Annotated in this window: 15 protein-coding genes and 2 tRNA genes; 12 read left to right on the forward strand and 5 right to left on the reverse strand. The window is 57.3% G+C overall.

Annotated features, from left to right (window positions below):
- Nucleotides 1-50: 50 nt before the first annotated feature.
- Nucleotides 51-515 carry a hypothetical protein gene (locus tag ABL922_RS04790; protein WP_349023070.1) on the forward strand — a complete coding sequence of 155 codons (465 nt, stop codon included), beginning with the start codon at nt 51-53 and terminating at the stop codon, nt 513-515.
- Here the strand turns inward: ABL922_RS04790 and trmFO are convergent.
- Complete coding sequence (gene trmFO / locus ABL922_RS04795; protein ID WP_349023071.1) at nt 499-1,839, reverse strand: methylenetetrahydrofolate--tRNA-(uracil(54)-C(5))-methyltransferase (FADH(2)-oxidizing) TrmFO; 1,341 nt, start codon at nt 1,837-1,839, stop codon at nt 499-501. The two genes, ABL922_RS04790 and trmFO, sit on opposite strands and share 17 nt — an antisense overlap.
- A gap of 61 nt (nt 1,840-1,900) precedes the next feature.
- On the opposite strand from trmFO, the gene ABL922_RS04800 reads away from it, so the two are divergent.
- The 5 genes from ABL922_RS04800 to ABL922_RS04820 all read left to right on the forward strand — a co-directional run bounded on the left by ABL922_RS04800 (nt 1,901) and on the right by ABL922_RS04820 (nt 6,126).
- Nucleotides 1,901-2,761 (forward strand): NAD(P)H-hydrate dehydratase, encoded by an 861-nt coding sequence (locus ABL922_RS04800; RefSeq protein WP_349023072.1) that lies wholly within the window; start codon nt 1,901-1,903, stop codon nt 2,759-2,761.
- Nucleotides 2,739-3,404, forward strand: coding sequence for a lysoplasmalogenase family protein (locus ABL922_RS04805; protein WP_349023073.1), 666 nt, complete (start codon nt 2,739-2,741; stop codon nt 3,402-3,404). The genes ABL922_RS04800 and ABL922_RS04805 overlap by 23 nt, the downstream gene beginning before the upstream one ends.
- Before the next feature lie 285 nt (nt 3,405-3,689).
- Nucleotides 3,690-3,875 (forward strand): hypothetical protein, encoded by a 186-nt coding sequence (locus ABL922_RS04810; RefSeq protein ID WP_349023074.1) that lies wholly within the window; start codon nt 3,690-3,692, stop codon nt 3,873-3,875.
- Nucleotides 3,876-4,372: 497 nt separating this feature from the next.
- The gene (locus ABL922_RS04815) at nt 4,373-5,521 is read left to right on the forward strand and encodes an AAA family ATPase (protein ID WP_349023075.1); all 1,149 of its coding nucleotides are present in this window, start codon (nt 4,373-4,375) and stop codon (nt 5,519-5,521) included.
- Nucleotides 5,522-5,523: 2 nt separating this feature from the next.
- The gene (locus ABL922_RS04820; protein WP_349023076.1) at nt 5,524-6,126 is read left to right on the forward strand and encodes a hypothetical protein; all 603 of its coding nucleotides are present in this window, start codon (nt 5,524-5,526) and stop codon (nt 6,124-6,126) included.
- A gap of 56 nt (nt 6,127-6,182) precedes the next feature.
- On the opposite strand, the gene gyrA is transcribed toward ABL922_RS04820, so the two are convergent.
- Nucleotides 6,183-8,906, reverse strand: a complete 2,724-nt coding sequence (gene gyrA / locus ABL922_RS04825) for a DNA gyrase subunit A (protein ID WP_349023077.1) — start codon at nt 8,904-8,906, stop codon at nt 6,183-6,185.
- A gap of 268 nt (nt 8,907-9,174) precedes the next feature.
- On the opposite strand from gyrA, the gene ABL922_RS04830 reads away from it, so the two are divergent.
- Nucleotides 9,175-10,461: a hypothetical protein gene (locus tag ABL922_RS04830; protein ID WP_349023078.1), complete on the forward strand. Its 1,287-nt coding sequence runs from the start codon at nt 9,175-9,177 to the stop codon at nt 10,459-10,461.
- A gap of 52 nt (nt 10,462-10,513) precedes the next feature.
- On the opposite strand, the gene ABL922_RS04835 is transcribed toward ABL922_RS04830, so the two are convergent.
- Nucleotides 10,514-10,987, reverse strand: a complete 474-nt coding sequence (locus ABL922_RS04835) for an Lrp/AsnC family transcriptional regulator (protein WP_349023079.1) — start codon at nt 10,985-10,987, stop codon at nt 10,514-10,516.
- Between the two features lie 209 nt (nt 10,988-11,196).
- Between ABL922_RS04835 and ABL922_RS04840 the strand changes: the two genes are divergently transcribed.
- From ABL922_RS04840 to ABL922_RS04855, 4 genes are all read left to right on the forward strand, one after another.
- Nucleotides 11,197-12,867 (forward strand): histidine kinase dimerization/phospho-acceptor domain-containing protein, encoded by a 1,671-nt coding sequence (locus ABL922_RS04840; RefSeq protein ID WP_349023080.1) that lies wholly within the window; start codon nt 11,197-11,199, stop codon nt 12,865-12,867.
- Between the two features lies 1 nt (nt 12,868).
- Complete coding sequence (locus ABL922_RS04845) at nt 12,869-13,891, forward strand: polysaccharide deacetylase family protein (RefSeq protein ID WP_349023081.1); 1,023 nt, start codon at nt 12,869-12,871, stop codon at nt 13,889-13,891.
- A 67-nt stretch (nt 13,892-13,958) separates the two neighbouring features.
- A tRNA-Ile gene (locus ABL922_RS04850) sits at nt 13,959-14,035 on the forward strand.
- 48 nt (nt 14,036-14,083) lie between these two features.
- Nucleotides 14,084-14,160: transfer RNA gene (locus tag ABL922_RS04855), tRNA-Pro, on the forward strand.
- A 5-nt stretch (nt 14,161-14,165) separates the two neighbouring features.
- Here ABL922_RS04855 and ABL922_RS04860 read toward each other — a convergent pair.
- Both ABL922_RS04860 and ABL922_RS04865 read right to left on the reverse strand, forming a co-directional pair.
- Entirely contained in the window at nt 14,166-14,360 is a 195-nt protein-coding gene (locus ABL922_RS04860; RefSeq protein ID WP_349023082.1) for a hypothetical protein, read from the reverse strand.
- Nucleotides 14,361-14,392: 32 nt separating this feature from the next.
- A complete protein-coding gene (locus ABL922_RS04865; protein ID WP_349023083.1) occupies nt 14,393-15,769 on the reverse strand; it encodes a M28 family peptidase in 1,377 nt (458 codons plus the stop codon).
- 117 nt (nt 15,770-15,886) lie between these two features.
- On the opposite strand from ABL922_RS04865, the gene ettA reads away from it, so the two are divergent.
- Nucleotides 15,887-17,566: an energy-dependent translational throttle protein EttA gene (gene ettA, locus ABL922_RS04870; RefSeq protein WP_349023084.1), complete on the forward strand. Its 1,680-nt coding sequence runs from the start codon at nt 15,887-15,889 to the stop codon at nt 17,564-17,566.
- Nucleotide 17,567 lies beyond the last annotated feature (1 nt).

Consider the following 17,567-nt stretch of genomic DNA (forward strand, 5'->3'; position numbering starts at 1 on the left):
TTTTCGCACAATTGCAGTCTTCACACAGGGTGGTGCCGGAGTGTTGAGCCATGCGGAAGCTTTTGGCTGGCGCGGGGATTGCCCTGATAACCTCGTCATTGGGATATTGGTTCTGGCAGAGTTGGGCTGCTGACGACCCTATCATCCCGCAACCACCGCCTGAGGAGCCAGCGCCTTTGGTGCTGCCTGTTGCGGGCAAGGATGCACCAGCATTTGGCGCGCCGCCGCCCGAGCCGCCCAAGGCGGCGAAGCTGAGCCGCGAGGAAGTGCGTTTCAACCGATATGATCGCAACCGAGACGAGCTGGTTTCGCGCATCGAGATGATGTCGAGCCGCACCAAGGATTTCAAAAAACTCGATCGCGACGGCAATAATTTGCTGTCGTTCGAGGAATGGGCCGCGGCGACTGGAGAGCGCTTCGCAAAGGCAGATGGCAATCGTGACAGCTTGCTGACGCGCAAGGAATTCCTGTCAACGCGTCCCAAGCAAGCAGCCAAGCCTAACTGCCGTTGTTGAGGCCAAATTCGGTCATCCAGCGTTCCAGATCAGACCGCGCCCGGTTGGTCATGAAAGCCTTGCGCTCCTTCTTGTGTACCTTTCCCTCGGGCGGCGGGAAGAGGCCGAAATTGATGTTCATCGGCTGATAGCTTTCGGCCTCCGCGTCGCCAGTGATGTGGTGCAGCAAGGCGCCAAAGGCGGTCGTTTCGGGCGGCGGCGTGAAGTCGCGCCCAGCCAACTCGCTCGCCGCCATGATGCCCGCCATCAGGCCGACCGAAGCACTTTCAACATAGCCTTCGCAGCCGGTTATCTGCCCGGCAAAGCGGATATGCGGCGCAGATTTCAGCCGCAACTGGCGGTCGAGCAATATCGGCGAGCGGATGAAGGTGTTGCGGTGCAATCCGCCCAGCCGCGCAAATTCGGCATTCTCCAGACCGGGGATGGTACGGAACAATTCCACCTGCGCGGCATGCTTCATCTTGGTCTGGAATCCGACCATGTTCCACAATGTGCCCTGCTTATTATCCTGTCGCAATTGCACAACCGCATGCGGCCAGCGCCCGGTCTTGGGATTGTCGAGCCCGACTGGTTTCATCGGCCCAAAGCGCAACGTATCAAACCCGCGTTCGGCCATCACCTCGATCGGCATGCAGCCTTCGAAATAGGGGGTGTCGGTTTCCCACTCCTTGAACTCGGCCTTGGGAGAATCGAGCAGGCCTTGATGGAAGGTGAGATACTGGTCCTTATCCATCGGGCAGTTGATATAATCCTTGCCGTCGCCCTTGTCCCAACGCGAGGCGTACCAGGCGACGTCCATGTCGATGCTGTCATGGTAGACGATCGGCGCGATGGCATCGAAAAAGGCGAGGCTATCCTGCCCGGTTGCGGACAACACGCTTTGCGCGAGCGATTGCGCGGTTAGCGGACCGGTCGCGACAATGGTGAGCCCCTCTGTTGGCAGCACATCTACCCGTTCGCGGACAATTTCGACATTAGGCAGTTCGGAAAGCAGCCGCGTAACTTCACCGGAAAACACATCGCGGTCGACAGCCAGCGCTGAACCGGCGGGTACCTTCGCCACTTCCGCCGCGCGCATTACCAGCGAGTCCAGCTTGCGCATTTCCTGATGCAACAGGCCAACCGCATTATTATCGGCATCGTCCGAACGGAAGCTGTTCGAGCAGACCATTTCGGCGAGGCCATCGGTCTGGTGGGCGGGAGTCATATCGCCGCCGCCGCGCATTTCGGACAGACGTACCCGTACCCCGCGCTTGGCAAGCTGCCACGCCGCTTCGCTTCCGGCGAGCCCGCCGCCGATGATATGAACCTGATGATTAGACATAGGCCGCGCCGCTATCAAAAAAGCATGGCGATGCACAGGCAAAAGCGGCATGCTTTGCAGCATGAGCTTTCGCTGCACCCTTTCCGACGAGCATGTGATCGAGCGACCGGTGCTGCTGGTTCCACCCGCCGACACGCACAAATATGCGCGGGGGAGCGCTATGGCGTTCAGCGGCCCGGCCTTGCGCACCGGCGCATCGCGGCTGACGGCGCAGGCAGCGCTGGCGGTTGGTGCCGGGCTGGTGACATTGGTAGGCGAGTATGAAGCACTCAAAGAACATGCCGCGCATGTCACCGCGATCATGTTGCGTGAGGCGGATGCGGATCTGACCGTGGTGGATGATCGGGTGCGCGCGGCGGCAATCGGTCCCGGCGCAGGGATATCCAGCGAGACGCGCGAAACGGTGATGCACCTGCTCACGAAAGGGCTGCCGCTGGTGCTCGATGCCGATGCAATCACCAGCTTTGCCGATAATCCGGCCGAACTGTTTGAGCAGATCCACGACCAGGTGGTGCTGACGCCGCATGAAGGCGAATTCGCCCGGTTGTTTCCCGCCATCGATCTGGCCGACCGGCTGACGGCGGCGCGCTTGGCGGCGGACGTCAGCGGTGCCGTTGTGCTGCTGAAGGGGCCGGAAACGGTGGTCGCCGCACCCGATGGTCGGTTGGCGATCAACCGCCATGCATCGCCTTGGCTGGCGACCGCCGGTTCGGGCGATGTGCTTGCCGGGCTGATTTGCGGCGTGCTGGCACAAGGCAACACCGCGTTCGAGGCGGCGTGCATCGCGGCTTGGCTGCATGGTGATATTGGCGTTCGTGGCGGGCCGGGGTTGACCGCGGACCGGATGGCGGATTTGATTCCGCTTGTATTGGCTGGATGCCTCGGCGATGGGAATGCGCATGACACAAGACCTCGCCCATAAACGCCCCTGGCTGTTTGGCAGCCTGCTGTTCGGGCTGACCTATCCATTGTCATGGCAGCTCCAGATGCCTGAAATGGCCGCGATTGCGTGGAAGATGGGCGGGGTGGGGTTGCTCACCGGATTTGCCTTGCGCAAACATCACACTGGCGAATTTCTGCTGCTCGCGGCGGTCATGGCCTTTTGGGCGCTGGGCGACGGCTTGCTCGAGATCGACATGATCTGGGGCGCGATTGCCTTTGCCATTGGCCATGTGATTGCCATTGCGCTGTTCCTACGCCACCGGCGGGTGCATCCGGTGTTCAGCCAGAAATTGCTGGCCATCATGGTTTTCATTCTTGCGCCGGTTATTGCCTATTACTTGCCCGCCGAGCGGGAACTGGGAATGCAGGCGGCGGTCTATACCTTGTTTGTTGCGGGCATGGCGGCGTGCGCGTGGAATAGCAATTTCCCCCGCTACCGCGTCGGCCTCGGCTCCATGGCCTTTGTCGCCTCTGACCTGCTGATCTTCGCGCGGGCAGGGACCTTGGCCGAGGTGGGCTGGGTTAGCCTTGCGATCTGGGTACTGTACTATGGCGGCGTGCTGATGATCGCGACAGGGGTGGTGACGACCTTGGTCAAGCGCGGGCATTTCGCCGAGGGGTAGGCTTTTCCCTCTCCCGTTGGGAGAGGGTTGCGCAGACTTACTGCCTTTGGCGGTTAGGCGTAGCTGGGTGAGGGGCTGTGCACTATCGACAAGGCAGAACCCCTCACCAACTCCGGCTAGCTCCCCCGGATCAAGTCCGGGGTCCCAAGCCTTCATATCCTCTCCCAATGGGAGAGGGGACAATGGTGTTGTTGGCCCATCCATCGACTTATACTCGATCGGGGCTTCGTCCTCTTGATCCTCCTCCTCCTCAAAACCCGCGGATTCTTCACAAAGTAGAAGCGATTGGCGTACCCTTGCCCGGGTCTCGCGGTCGCTGGTGGGCAGGGCTTCGTTGAAGAAAAGCTGCCACAGTTCCTCTCCGTTCAAGCCTTCGTCGATCATCTGCAGAAAACAGTCGAAGCGCACCGCCACGGCCAGCACTTCGGGTGCGGCCAAGGCGGGATTGACGCGGTCGAGCAGGGCGAGTGAAAGTTTCGTATTTTGGCGCGTATAGGTGGTGACATTGTCCTCACGCACCCAGCGCGCTTCTTCGCCCTTGATCGCGGCGGTCATCAGCCGGTCGGAAATCACCCGCCGTGCGATAATCAGCGCCGCCTCCCACCCCAGATTGAAGGCATAGCCGCGCGATGTGCGGCGCAGCGAATAACCGCCCGATACGCTCATCCCGACACTGCGCGCCGCATCCTCGACCAGACCATTGTCGGCAAGATGCGACAAAAACGCCGCCTGCCGCCCGGGGCTCCAGCCATCGGCGCGGCTTTCGTAGCGGAGGTAAGCGGCGGCGGGCAGTTTGGCGTCGGTATCTTGGTGGAGGGGGGAGGGGTGGTTCATGGCATGCGTCCTTTTTCGAAAAGGCACAGGGCATAAGCGAGCGAGGGGCGTGTAGGACAGAATAATTGTCTTCTCTGTAGTTGACCCACGCTCACACTAGCGTCATGTCTATTGCTACTGGAAAGCGACCTCAGATGTTTATCAAGAGCTTCAAACTTAAAAATTGGCGAAATTTCAGGGAAGTCGATGTTCCAGTCGGCGACACAACCTACATTCTTGGTGCTAACGCATCAGGGAAATCTAACTTGCTAGATGTGTTTCGCTTTTTGCGTGACATCTGCAAGACTGAGGGCGGAGGCCTTCAGAAGGCTATCGCGCAAAGAAGAGGACTCTCGAAATTACGATGCCTTCATGCTAGAACAGACCCTGAAGTCGCGATAGAAATCACGCTAGAAGACTCCGATGGCATAGATTGGCGCTACGCATTAGCGTTCAAATCAGAGGGTAAAGGGGCTCAACGAGTTTTGATCTCTAAAGAAGAGGTTTGGCGAAAGAAGAAACTGTTAAGGCAACGCCCTGATAAAGAAGATAAAAAGGATGTGGCAAGGCTAACGCAGACACACTTGGAGCAAATTCAAACCAACGAGCCTTTCCGCGAAATCGCGGAGTTCTTTTCAGATATAAACTATCTTCATCTGGTGCCGCAGCTCCTAAAGTTCGGCGATGAGATCGGAGGACGTCGGTTAGAAGATGACCCCTTCGGTCAAGGTTTCTTGGAGCGTCTTGCTCGTACCACGACGCGCGTAAGAGATTCTAGACTGCGGAAAATTAGAGATGCTCTCCAAAAGGCTGTGCCGCAGTTTGAAGAACTTGATTTTGAAAAGGATGATATCACAGGGCGACCGCACTTGAAGGCGCTTTACAAGCATCATCGACCTCGCGGTGCATGGCAACGGGAAGATCAGTTTTCCGACGGAACACTTCGTCTTATTGGGTTACTTTGGTCGTTGTTGGAAGGTGACTCACTTCTCTTGATAGAAGAGCCGGAATTGTCGCTTAATCCGGCTATAGTTGCAGAGATACCATTGATGATTCAACAGGTTCGAAAGTCTGCGAAACGACGTAGACAAGTTTTTGTTACGACCCATAGTGAATCTCTATTGAGCAATCCGGGGATCGACGCCAATAGTGTGCTCATCATCGAACCAGGACCTAATGGATCAACAATTCGTGGCCCGAGTGTTCGGGAAAAACAAAGTGTTGAAGACGGCTTTTCAATCGCGGAAATAATTTTGCCTGTAACAAAACCTAAATTAGCTGAACAGTTGGCATTGGCGCTGTAACTTTGTTTGTTAACGTTGCCACGGAGGATGAGCTGAGCGAAGCCGTTGCAGTGCGACTGGTAACGGAGGTATTTGGAGATGGAAAAATTGGCAACCGTTTAGGACGCAAAGGAAACGGATACCTACGTACCAAAATTGGTAACTTCCGGCAAATGGCAAATCGCGAACCTGTGTTAATTCTAACCGATTTGGACGACACGAGTTGTGCACCAAATTTAATCGAACAATGGTCGGGCGGGATAGCCAATCCAGAAAATTTGCTTCTCCGTGTCGTTGTTAGAGAGACCGAAGCATGGCTATTGGCTGACAGAAAAGGGATTGCCGACTTTCTTGGAGTAAGTCCAAACAGGATACCTCTCAATCCAGAAAGTATACAAGATCCGAAACGATTTTTACTCAACCTGGCGCGCAGTGCAAAGCGCGATGTTCGCTCAGAACTTATTGTTTCTAAGGGCGTTGTCGCATCGCAAGGGCTCGGTTACAATCGCTTGCTGTCGGCGTTTGTTTCGACGGATTGGGGGCTAACGAATGCAGCCGAGAGTTCGAATAGTCTTTACAGGGCAATGACTAGACTTGTCGAACTCGCAGCCCGAATACCTGATTGATCATTAGCTATTTCTGGGCCGCTTACATATTCGGTTCAATGCATCTACTTTTCTATTCAGCTGACCGCTCCATTTGACGCAACAATGTCATCTTCATTCATTGGTTCGCCATCCTCATCACTCTCCTCAATCCGCGCAGCGCCAACGACATGTTCATTGTCATCAACATTGAACAACCGCACCCCAGCCGTCCCGCGGCCCAGCACACGCAGGCTATCCAATGGCATGCGGATCAGTTTGGCCTGGTCGGTTACCAGCATCAACTGATCGCCCTTGGTGGCAGGGAAGCTCGCCACTACCGGGCCGTTGCGTTCGATGTTGTCGATATTGGTGATCCCCTGACCACCGCGACCCGTGCGGCGATATCCGTAAGCCGACGACAGCTTGCCATAGCCATTGGCGCAGACGGTGAGGATGAACTGCTCGCGTTCCGCCATTTCGGCGAGGCGTTCTGCGGACAGCGTCGGTTCGCCTTCCTTTTCGGGCTTCCACGGAGCAAAGCGCAGGTAATCCTCGCGCTCCTCGGGCGTGGTGCCGACGCGTTTCAGGATCGAGAGCGAGATGACCTCGTCACCCCCTCCATCCTTTTGGGCGCCGAGCTTCATTGCACGCACGCCGGTGGAGGCGCGGCTCTGGAATTCGCGGATGTCGTCGGCGGCAAAGCGGATCGCCTTGCCCGCGCGGCTTGCCAGCAGCACATCATCATCAGGGGTCAACAGTTCGACGCCGATCAGCTTGTCGTCGGCATCCTCGCCCTCAAACTTCATCGCGATCTTGCCGTTGGACGGCACATTGGCAAACGCGTCCATGCTGTTGCGGCGGGCATAGCCTTTGGCGGTGGCAAAGACGACCGAAAGGCCGCCCCATTCGGCTTCATCCTCGGGCAGGGTCAGCACGTTGGAGATGACTTCGCCTTCGCCGAGCGGCAACAGATTGACCATCGGGCGGCCCTTGGTTGACGGCCCGCCTTCGGGCAGGCGCCAGACCTTGAGGCGATAAACCTTGCCGATGTTGGAGAAGAACAGCACCGGTGTGTGCGTGCTCGTCACGAACAATTCGGTGACGGCATCCTCATCCTTGGTCGCCATGCCGGCACGGCCCTTGCCGCCGCGATTTTGCGCGCGGAAGGTGGCGAGCGCGGTGCGCTTGATATAGCCGCCATGGGTCACGGTGACGACCATCTCTTCGCGTTCCATCAGGTCTTCATCGTCAAGACCATCCCAGCTCGGCGCGATTTCGCACAGGCGGGGGGTTGAGAATTCGCGGTCGATAGCTTCGAGCTCCTCGCGCATCACGGCGTAGAGTTTGACGCGATCACCCAGGATGGCGAGATATTCTTCGATCTCGATTGCCAGTTTCTTCAGCTCGTCGCCAATCTCATCGCGGCCCAGCGCGGTGAGGCGGTGGAGGCGCAGGTCGAGGATGGCGCGGACCTGGATTTCGGACAGCTGATAGCTGTCGCCCTCCACCTCGGTCTCGATCGCTTCGACCAGCTTGATATATTGTGCAATCTCCGCAACCGGCCATTCGCGTGCCATCAACGCAGCGCGCGCAACTGGCGGAGAGGATGACCCGCGAATGATCTTCACGACCTCGTCCAGATTGGTCACGGCAACGACAAGGCCGAGTAAGATGTGCGCGCGATCACGGGCCTTGTTGAGCTCAAACTTTGTGCGGCGGGTGATGACTTCTTCGCGGAAGCGGATGAACGCTTCGATAAAGTCACGCAGCGTCAACACTTCGGGACGACCGCCACGGATGGCGAGCATGTTTGCGGGGAAGTTCGACTGCGCCGGGGTGTGCCGCCAGAGCTGGTTGAGCACGACTTCGGGGGTCGCATCACGCTTCAGTTCGATGACGACGCGGACGCCTTTGCGGCTCGATTCGTCGCGAATGTCGGAGACGCCCTCGATCCGCTTGTCCTTCGCGGCCTCGGCGATCTTTTCGACGAGGCCGGATTTGCCAACCTGGAAGGGAATGGCGGTCAGCACGATCGAGCGGCGTTCGCCTTTGCCTTCCTCGATAATATGCCGCGCGCGCATCACAATCGAACCCTTGCCTTCACGATAGGCATTGCGCGCGCCGGTCTGGCCAAGGATCAGCGGGCCGGTCGGGAAATCGGGGGCAGGGATGATCTCGACCAGTTCGTCGATCGTGATCGCGGGGTTTTCCATATAGGCCAGACAGGCGCGGATAACCTCTCCCAGATTGTGCGGCGGGATATTGGTCGCCATGCCGACCGCGATGCCGCCAGCGCCGTTGACGAGCAGATTGGGGAAGCGAGCAGGGAGGACCTGCGGTTCCTGACGCGAACCATCATAATTGGGCTGGAAATCGACCGTGTCCTTGTCGAGATCATCGAGCAGCGCATTGGCGACTTTTTTCAGGCGCGCCTCGGTGTAACGCATTGATGCCGGTGGGTCGGGGTCCATCGAGCCGAAATTGCCCTGACCGTCGATCAAGGGAACGCGCAGCGACCAATCCTGCGTCATGCGGGCGAGCGCATCGTAAATTGCGCTGTCGCCATGCGGGTGGTAATTGCCCATCACGTCGCCGACGATCTTTGCCGATTTGCGATAGGGGCGGCCCGCGACCATGCCGCCTTCCTGCGACGCAAAAAGGATGCGGCGATGCACCGGCTTCAACCCGTCGCGCACGTCGGGCAGCGCGCGGGCGACGATCACCGACATGGCATAGTCGAGATAGCTCGACTTCATCTCGTCGACGATATCTACTGGGGAAATATCAGTGGGTTCGATCGGTTCGATCTCTTCGCTCACGCCGCAAAAATCCTTATGTTTTTATCTAGGCGGCAACCCTAGCCCAGCGGGGTGGAAATAGCCACCCGAGCGCCCCTGAAATGCGCGTTTTTCACCAGTTTATCCACAGATTCGGCAGGCCAAGACCAGTTTACAAAGGCATTCAACCACAATTCATCTAAACACCGCTATCCCGATTGCGAAACAGCGGTGAGGCGCGTAAGGATGGCGGCAATTCAGGGCCGCCTTTTGTGCGATTGGCCGGTCTGTTTTCTAGTTGGAGAGTAGAATGAATCGCATTTCTAAATTTGCCGCTGCGCTTGCTCTGGGTGCTTTTATTGCTGTTCCTGGCGCTTATGCCGCAAAGGAAGATAAGAAAAAGGCTGAGGCTGCCAAGCCGGTTAAACGGAACTTTTCCAAGGAATTCCAGAAGGCTTATGCGCCCGCCGTTGATGCGTTCGCCAAGAAAAAGGATATGGCTGCAGCAGCAGCCGCGTTCCCGGCGGTTGAAGCTGCGATCATGAATGCGGACGATCGCTATGAAGCCGGTGTTTTCGCTTTCAATCTCGGCGGCCAGATGAAGGACGCCGCGATGCAGCGCAAAGGCGTCAACCTGATCGTTGAAAGCGGAATGGCACCAGCCGAGGTCAAGCCGGCATACGCCTTCCAACAGGCGCTCTATTTCTACAACGACAAGGACTATCCCACCGCCACCACCAAGATGCTCGAAGCCTATAATATGGGATATCGCGGCAACAATGTTGAGGTGCAGATCTCGAACGCCTACCGCCTGCAGAACAATTATAGCGAAGCGATCAAATGGCTCGATACTGCTGTCAAGGCAGCCAAAGCGTCTGGGACCAAGCCGGATACGCAATGGTACGCACAGGCTCTGAACTATGCGACCCGGGCCAAGGACAATGCCCAGATCCTCTATTGGGGCAAGGAAATGATCAAGGTCGATCCGCGTCCCGAAACCTATCACGACGCGCTTTTCCAATATCAGCGCATCGCCGACCTCGATAATCTGGAATCGCTTTCGGTGTTGCGCCTCGCGCGGCTGAACAAAGCCCTGATGTTTGAACATGAGTTCAAGCAATATGTCGAATATGCGGACCCCCGTCGCTATCCCGCCGAGGTTGCAGCCGTGCTCGATGAAGGCTTCGCCAAAGGCACGATTTCGAAGAGCAACCTGACTTTTTCGGAAATCTATTCGAGTTCGCAAAAACTGATCCCCGAATTGTCGGGTAGTTGGGCGCAGGATGAAAAGGCGGCGCTGGCGTCACCCAAAGGCTATTCGGCGATGTTGACCGGCGATGCATTACTCTCGTTCGCCCAATATGGTCGTGCAAAGGCGATGTATGAAGCGGCGCTTTCAAAAGGCGGGATTGTCGATCGCGATGGCATCGACCAGACCGACCGCGCGCTGACCAATCTTGCCATCGCAAATGTCTATCTGAAAGATTATGCCGGTGCCAAGGCTGCGCTCGCGAAAGTCGCAAGCGCAAAGCGCAAGGGCATTGCCGAATATTGGACGATCTACATCGATCAGCAGACAGCAGTGCCAGCCGCTTAATCAATATGGTTGATCGACGCTAATCAGGGCCTGCGCAATGCGCGGGCCCTTTTTAGTCCGAGATCGGGACGCCCGGCTGATCCTTGGCTGTCCTGATCGTCAAGGATGTTTTGACGCTTGATACATTGGGGGCAGAGGTCAGCTGCGAAGTCAGGAACTCCTGAAATGACTGCAGGTCATGCGCGACAATTTTCAGGATGAAGTCGATTTCGCCGTTGAGCATATGGCATTCGCGCACATTGGGCAGCGAACGGACATGGTCTTCAAACGCCCGAAGATCGGCCTCGGCCTGGCTCTTCAGGCTGACCATCGCAAACACCATGATCGAATAGCCAAGTGCTGCAGGATCGATCTCTGCGTGATAGCCTCGGATTGCGCCCGATTGTTCCAACGTCCGCATCCGCCGCAAGCAGGGCGGCGCAGTCAGCCCAACCTTGCCAGCCAGCTCGACATTGGTGATGCGGCCATTTTCCTGAAGCTCGGCCAAAAGCTTCAAATCGATCGAGTCGAAACTAATTGCTGCCATATTATGTTATTTCCCTAACCAGATCACAGCTAACCATAAAATAAAATTATAGGCAATTGCAATTGTTCCAAAGCCGGACAGGCCCTTTTGTCAACCTTGTGGATAAGTGCTGTCCCATAGTGTGACGCAGCGAAAATGCTGCTTTTGCGGCTTCTCTACCCCCGCTATCGATAGGCCGGACCAAATCAATTTTGATCAGAAGAAGTTCCTTGCGCGTAGATGATCGCCTTGCCACTGCATTGCAGAATATTGACGCTTCTTCGGAGCCGGCACGCATTGGACAATGGCGCCAGCTGATCGACATATTGGCGCAAAATCCGCGTGATTTTGCAGGTGAGCTGGTTGCCAAGGGCTTGGTCAATGCGCATGCGCTGGGAAGAACGCTCGACGTCAACGAAAGACTGGCTGGGGTCCATGCGCTGGCAGGACGCATTCGTTCAGCACCGCTGGTGCAATTACTAGCCGGAGATGTGCCAGCGATTGCGGCTGCCGCCATTTTTGGCGCCGATCTTTCTGACACCGAATGGAGCGAATTGGTTCCCGAGCTTCCCGTTCGGGCGCGCGGCTTTCTGCGCAGCAGGTCGGATTTGGGGCAGAAGACCCGACTTGCCTTGTCCAACTGGTCAGGGGCAGATTTCCGCATCGCAGGAACGATCGCACCGACAGTTGAAACGGCCATTCCAGAGATTGCGCCATCGGGCGAAATTGGTGCGATTGTCCGTCGAATCGAACAATGGCGAAAGGACCGCGAGGCTGGCGATTCACCGCGTCTTCCGCTGGGCGACGATTTCGTCGACAGCGAACTGGCACCGCCGAGCGAAATCAGTTTCGAAACCGACGACAATGGAACGATCATCTGGGTCGACGATGTGCCGCGCGGTGCGGTCGTTGGCGTCGATATCGCAAGGGCGGCCTATGATGACGGTCCGGGGCCGGATGCTTATGGTGCTGCTGCCTTCCGCCAACGCATGCCACTCGAAAATGCGCGCATGCGGCTTCGGGGAAGCCCGCTGGTCGATGGCGACTGGCGGGTCAATGCGGCGCCATTTTTCGATCCATTGACCGGGCGTTTCCGTGGCTATCGCGGAATCATGCGCAGGCCGCGTCTGTACGAAAAGCCCGAAGCCGGTGCCGCTGGCGAAGAATGGCGGCGCCAGCGTGGCGAAGGCATGCAGCAGGTTGTGCATGAACTGCGAACGCCGCTGGGCGCAATCGCCGGATTCGCCGAAATCATCGAACAGCAGCTATTTGGTCCGGTAACCGAGGAATATCGCCAGATGGCCGGCGCCATCCTTTCCGATGCGCAGCGGCTGTTGGCGGGATTCGAAGATCTCTCGGTGGCATCGCGTCTCGATGCGGGCAATTTTGAGGTTGAACCGGGAGTGACCGATTGTCGCTGGCTGGCCAACCGGCTTGCCGAACGACTTGAGTCTGTCAGCGATGAAAACCGGATCGTGCTTAATCTGGCGATTGCCGATCCGGTCAGGGCCTTTGCCATTGATCGTGCACTGGCCGAGCGCATTTTTTCGAGGTTTCTGTCAGCGGTTATGATGGGGTGCGAAGAAGGCGAAAGCCTCAACGGGCGCTTCAAGACAGAGCCCGGCGTGTCGACGTGCAATCTGTTTCAACTCGAGCTGCCCGCCAAATTGAAGCAATGTTCGGATGATCAGTTGTTCGGGACAGATCCTTCATTCAACGAGTTTGAGACATCTGCCGATACGTCCTCACCGCTGCTCGGGCTCGGCTTTTCACTAAGGCTGGTCAGGAATTTGGCGCGAAAAGCAGGTGGTGATTTACGCTTTCAAAAGGAAAGTCTAGTATTGGCTATCCCGGCCGTTCAGGACGGCGATATGGATTTCAGGGATATCGGGGGCGACTAGCATGGGACAGATTGGGGAGGCGGCTCGATTGTCCGATCCTCAATGCTTTCCCAAAAGCGGACCATCGGTCGATATTGCGCAGCAGGCCACACCCTGTTTTCTGGTGACAGTCGATACCGAAGAAGAATTTGACTGGTCGGCTTCATTTAGTCGCGACCGTCATGGCCTGACGCATCTCAAGGCTATCGAACCCTTTCAAAAATTGTGCGAACGCAACGGCGTTAAACCCGTCTATTTGCTCGACTATCCAGTTGCACAAGACGGCTTTGGTGCCGAACTGTTCGCCGACTGGATTCGCAGCAATGTTGCAGAAGTCGGGCTGCAATTGCACCCTTGGGTCACGCCCCCCTTTGATGAGGAGGTCAATGTCCACAACAGCTATGCCTGCAATCTTGCGCCCGAACTGGAACGGGCCAAGCTGTTTGCGCTTTATGAACTGGTCGAAAAGAAGATCGGCTGCCATCCGGACAGTTACCGGGCTGGCCGTTATGGGGCAGGGGCGCACACCCCGGATATTCTTGTTGAACTCGGGATTCGGGTGGATTCATCGGTTCGGTCGTTGTTCGACTATCATAGTCAGGGTGGCCCGAATTATGCGCGTTGCCCGCTTAAGCCCTATTGGGCACGCCCGGGCAAGCTGATCGAATTGCCGGTAACTTCGCTTTTCGGTGGTGTCTTCCGGTCGATGGGGCCTCTGCTGTTCGATCAGGTATTTGGTTCGGAAACCATGCGGTCGTTGCTCGCCCGAAGCGGAATGCTGGAGCGGATTGCGCTCACGCCAGAGGGCATACCCGTCGATAAAGCGATTCAGGCTATCGACCTAGCAGTGGAACAAAATCTCCCGGTGCTGACTTTCTCATTCCACTCTCCGTCACTGGCCGTCGGGAACACACCCTATGTCCGGACAGAAAAGGAACTGGAAGATTTCTATCTCTGGTGGGAACAGGTGTTTGCGCATCTGGCAAAGCGGAACATCACGCCATCGTCGATAAACGAGGTTGCGACAGCGGCCTTTGAAAAGTGAATTGCAGGGCAAGTGATTTGTTGCTTGCCATTCGCGTCGTGCATCCGCTATCGGCGCGGTGCTTAGGGGGCCTGTAGCTCAGTTGGTTAGAGCTGGCCGCTCATAACGGCTAGGTCGGGGGTTCGAGTCCCTCCGGGCCCACCACCTTCAAAACCCGTCGGGTTTTGAACAACGAGTAAACTTGCTCCACGTCGGGGAGTAGCGCAGCCTGGTAGCGCATCTGCTTTGGGAGCAGAGGGTCGCAGGTTCGAATCCTGTCTCCCCGACCATTTTCCTACTTTGCCTGATCTGCCTTCATTTGCTCAATTTCTTCGCGAGTCTCTTCCTCAACCAGTTTCGCGGCGGCATCCGCAGCTTCTTCGATGCTTTTCTGTTCGGCTTTTAGTGCAGCAGCATCGTCTTCGGCAGCGACGACGGCAGATGCCTTTTCATTCTCTTTGGGTGTCGTCTCTTCGACGCACCCCATCAAACAAAGCGGCAGGAGGAGGAGCGGAGCCGGTTTCATGGCTTGGGTGCAACGGTCAGGTCGCCCTCATAATTGGCCAGTTCGGACAAGACGGACGTCCATGCCGCGACATTTTGCCGCAACTGCGCCTTGTCGATCATGCTGAGCGTATCGTCGGGGGTATGGTGCAGATCGAAATAGCGGGTGCCATCCTGCTGCAGGTCGATAATGCCCAGATTTTGCGCGGCAATAATCGCACCGACATCCGCCCCGCCGCTGGCTGGGTCTTTGCCGCGAGCGATGCCCAGCGGCGCGAGTTTTGCCGCGATCCGGTCGGCCAGCGGTTTCGCACTATCAGGCAGTTTGAAATCGACACGCCAGACGCGATCCGCGCCGAAATCGGATTCCATCGCGAGCGCGTGAGGGACGGATTTATGGGTTTCGGCATAAGCCTTGCCGCCCCAGATGCCTACCTCTTCGGCCCCGGCCCAGAGCAAGCGGATGGTCCTTTGGCGCTTCATGCCCTTGATGGCGCTGGCTGCCGCAGTGATAATCCCGCAACCGGCTGCGTCGTCAATCGCACCTGTGCCCAGATCCCAACTGTCCAGATGGCAGGCGATGACGATCGGGGGAAGGGCAGGGTTGCTACCCGGCAGTTCCGCAACGACATTGCCCGATTTTTGTGTGCCGATATTTTGCGGTGTCAGCAGAAGGCGCAGCTTGACGGGTTTTCCGCGCTCGATCATCCGCACCAGATTATCGGCGTCCGGGATTGAAAGCGCGCCCGCAGGGATGGGCGTTATCCCGGCTTCGAAGTTGGTGTTGCCTGTGTGCGGATTGCGGTGGCTATGGTCTGTGCCGACCGAACGGATCACGATCGCCGCCGCACCTTTTTTGGCGGCAATATTCGGGCCGACAAAGCGGGCTGGCCCGAATGCACCATAGCTTGAGCCATCCTGCGTCGGCTTCATCGCGTGGCTGACAAAGGCGATCTTGCCCACAAGGCTGCCATCGGGTGCGGCGCGCAGGGCTTCGATTGTCGGGAAATAGACCACCTCTGCCTCAAGGCCAGAGGCTCCTGTGCTGCCGCTGTTGCCCAGTGCAGTAATCGCCATTTTCTGCGGGAAGGGGCTGACGACCGAGGCGCGTTCCTCTCCGCGCACCCAAGTCGGCATGTCGAACGCTTCTTCGCGAACATTGGCAAAGCCTGCCTTGCGCAGATAGTTCAGCGCCCATGCCCGCCCGCGCGCTTCGGCCTCGGTCCCGCCCTGACGCGCGCCGACTTCGGTGGTTAGTCCTTCGGTGATCTCCCAAGCTGTGGGGTCATGGTCCAGCGCCCACATCGCCGGATCGGTCTCGGCAGGAGCGGCTGCAAAAGCGGTTGTGGAGAGGATTGTCGATGCGCCCAAGGCTAGCAATAGTCGTTTTGTCATGATGCGGGCTTAGCCATCGCAAAGCCGCTTGCCAATCCTGCCTTGCGACAAATGCACAGCTTGGCTAGTAGGCGCGTCGAATTCCGCATTTATTGCTTTTTGAGAAAGTGACCATCGATGGCCGCCCAATACGCCTTTGTCATGAAGGGGATGACCAAGACTTTCCCCGGCGCGCAAAAGCCCGTGCTCAACAACATCCACCTTCAATTCTATCAGGATGCCAAAATCGGTATCGTCGGCCCAAATGGTACGGGTAAGTCGACGCTGATGAAGATCATGGCCGGTATCGACAAGGATTTCACCGGCGAGGCATGGCCAGGGGAATATATCACCGTCGGCTATCTGGCGCAGGAGCCCGAGCTTGATCCGACAAAGACGGTCAAGGAAAACGTCATGGACGGCGTCCGCGAGGTCGCCGATCTGGTCGAGCGCTTCAATGAAATCAGCATGATCATGGCCGACCCGCCCGAGGACGTCGATTTCGACGCGCTGATGGAAGAAATGGGAACGCTGCAGGAAAAGATCGACGCGGTTGATGGCTGGACGCTCGATAACCAGCTCGAAATCGCGATGGACGCGCTGCGCTGCCCGCCGGGTGACTGGTCGGTCGAAAATCTGTCGGGCGGTGAAAAGCGCCGCGTTGCGCTCACTCGCTTGCTGCTTGAAAAGCCGGACATCCTGCTGCTCGACGAACCGACCAACCACCTTGACGCTGAGTCGGTGGCGTGGCTCGAAAAGCATCTGGTCGACTATAAGGGGAACGTCATCCTCGTCACCCACGACCGTTACTTCCTCGATAATGTGGTGAACTGGATCCTCGAACTCGATCGCGGCCGCTATTTCCCCTATGAGGGCAACTATTCGACCTATCTGGAAAAGAAGGCGAAGCGCCTCGAGCAGGAAGCGCGCGAAGATGCCGGTCGCCAGAAAGCGATCAAGGACGAGCTGGACTGGATTCGACAGTCACCAAAAGCGCGACAGACCAAATCCAAGGCGCGTATCAAGAGCTTTGAGCAATTGGTTGAAGCGGCCGAAAACCGCACAATCGGTAAGGCCCAGATCGTCATCCAGAACCCCGAACGCCTTGGCAGCAAGGTGATCGAGGTCAACAATGTCACCAAGGCCTATGGCGACAAGCTGCTGTTCGAAAACCTGTCCTTCACTATCCCGCCCGGCGGCATTGTTGGCGTGATTGGCCCGAACGGTGCAGGCAAATCGACGCTGTTCCGTTTGATAACCGGGCAGGAGCAGCCCGATAGCGGCGAAATCGTGATCGGCGATACCGTCCATTTGGGCTTTGTCGACCAGAGTCGCGATGCATTGGACCCCAACAAGAATGTCTGGGAAGAAATTTCGGGCGGTGCTGACTTTATGAAGGTCGGCAAGCACGAAACGCCGACCCGCGCCTATGTCGGCGCGTTCAACTTCAAGGGCACCGACCAGCAGAAAAAGGTCGGCCAGCTATCAGGTGGTGAACGCAACCGCGTACATATGGCGAAGATGCTCAAAGAAGGTGGCAACGTCCTCCTGCTCGACGAACCGACCAACGACCTCGACACCGAAACGCTGGCGGCGCTTGAAGAAGCGCTGGAAAGCTTCGCCGGTTGCGCCGTGGTTATCTCGCACGACCGTTTCTTCCTCGATCGTCTGGCGACGCACATCCTTGCGTTCGAAGGCGACAGCCATGTCGAATGGTTCGAAGGAAACTTCGAATCTTACGAAGAGGACAAGATCCGTCGTCTGGGAGAAGAAGCCACCCGTCCGCACCGGACGAGCTATAAGAAGATGACGCGGTAAG

This window comes from Sphingorhabdus sp. (assembly GCF_040079335.1).
GTDB lineage: Bacteria > Pseudomonadota > Alphaproteobacteria > Sphingomonadales > Sphingomonadaceae > Sphingorhabdus_B.

Bases quoted from the DNA above. Each gene is read 5' to 3' on its own strand.
- ABL922_RS04790 (WP_349023070.1), top strand. From the start codon at position 51: ATGCGGAAGCTTTTGGCTGGCGCGGGGATTGCCCTGATAACCTCGTCA.
- trmFO (WP_349023071.1), bottom strand. From the start codon at position 1,839: ATGTCTAATCATCAGGTTCATATCATCGGCGGCGGGCTCGCCGGAAGC.
- ABL922_RS04800 (WP_349023072.1), top strand. From the start codon at position 1,901: ATGAGCTTTCGCTGCACCCTTTCCGACGAGCATGTGATCGAGCGACCG.
- ABL922_RS04805 (WP_349023073.1), top strand. From the start codon at position 2,739: ATGACACAAGACCTCGCCCATAAACGCCCCTGGCTGTTTGGCAGCCTG.
- ABL922_RS04815 (WP_349023075.1), top strand. From the start codon at position 4,373: ATGTTTATCAAGAGCTTCAAACTTAAAAATTGGCGAAATTTCAGGGAA.
- ABL922_RS04830 (WP_349023078.1), top strand. From the start codon at position 9,175: ATGAATCGCATTTCTAAATTTGCCGCTGCGCTTGCTCTGGGTGCTTTT.
- ABL922_RS04835 (WP_349023079.1), bottom strand. From the start codon at position 10,987: ATGGCAGCAATTAGTTTCGACTCGATCGATTTGAAGCTTTTGGCCGAG.
- ABL922_RS04845 (WP_349023081.1), top strand. From the start codon at position 12,869: ATGGGACAGATTGGGGAGGCGGCTCGATTGTCCGATCCTCAATGCTTT.
- ABL922_RS04865 (WP_349023083.1), bottom strand. From the start codon at position 15,769: ATGACAAAACGACTATTGCTAGCCTTGGGCGCATCGACAATCCTCTCC.
- ettA (WP_349023084.1), top strand. From the start codon at position 15,887: ATGGCCGCCCAATACGCCTTTGTCATGAAGGGGATGACCAAGACTTTC.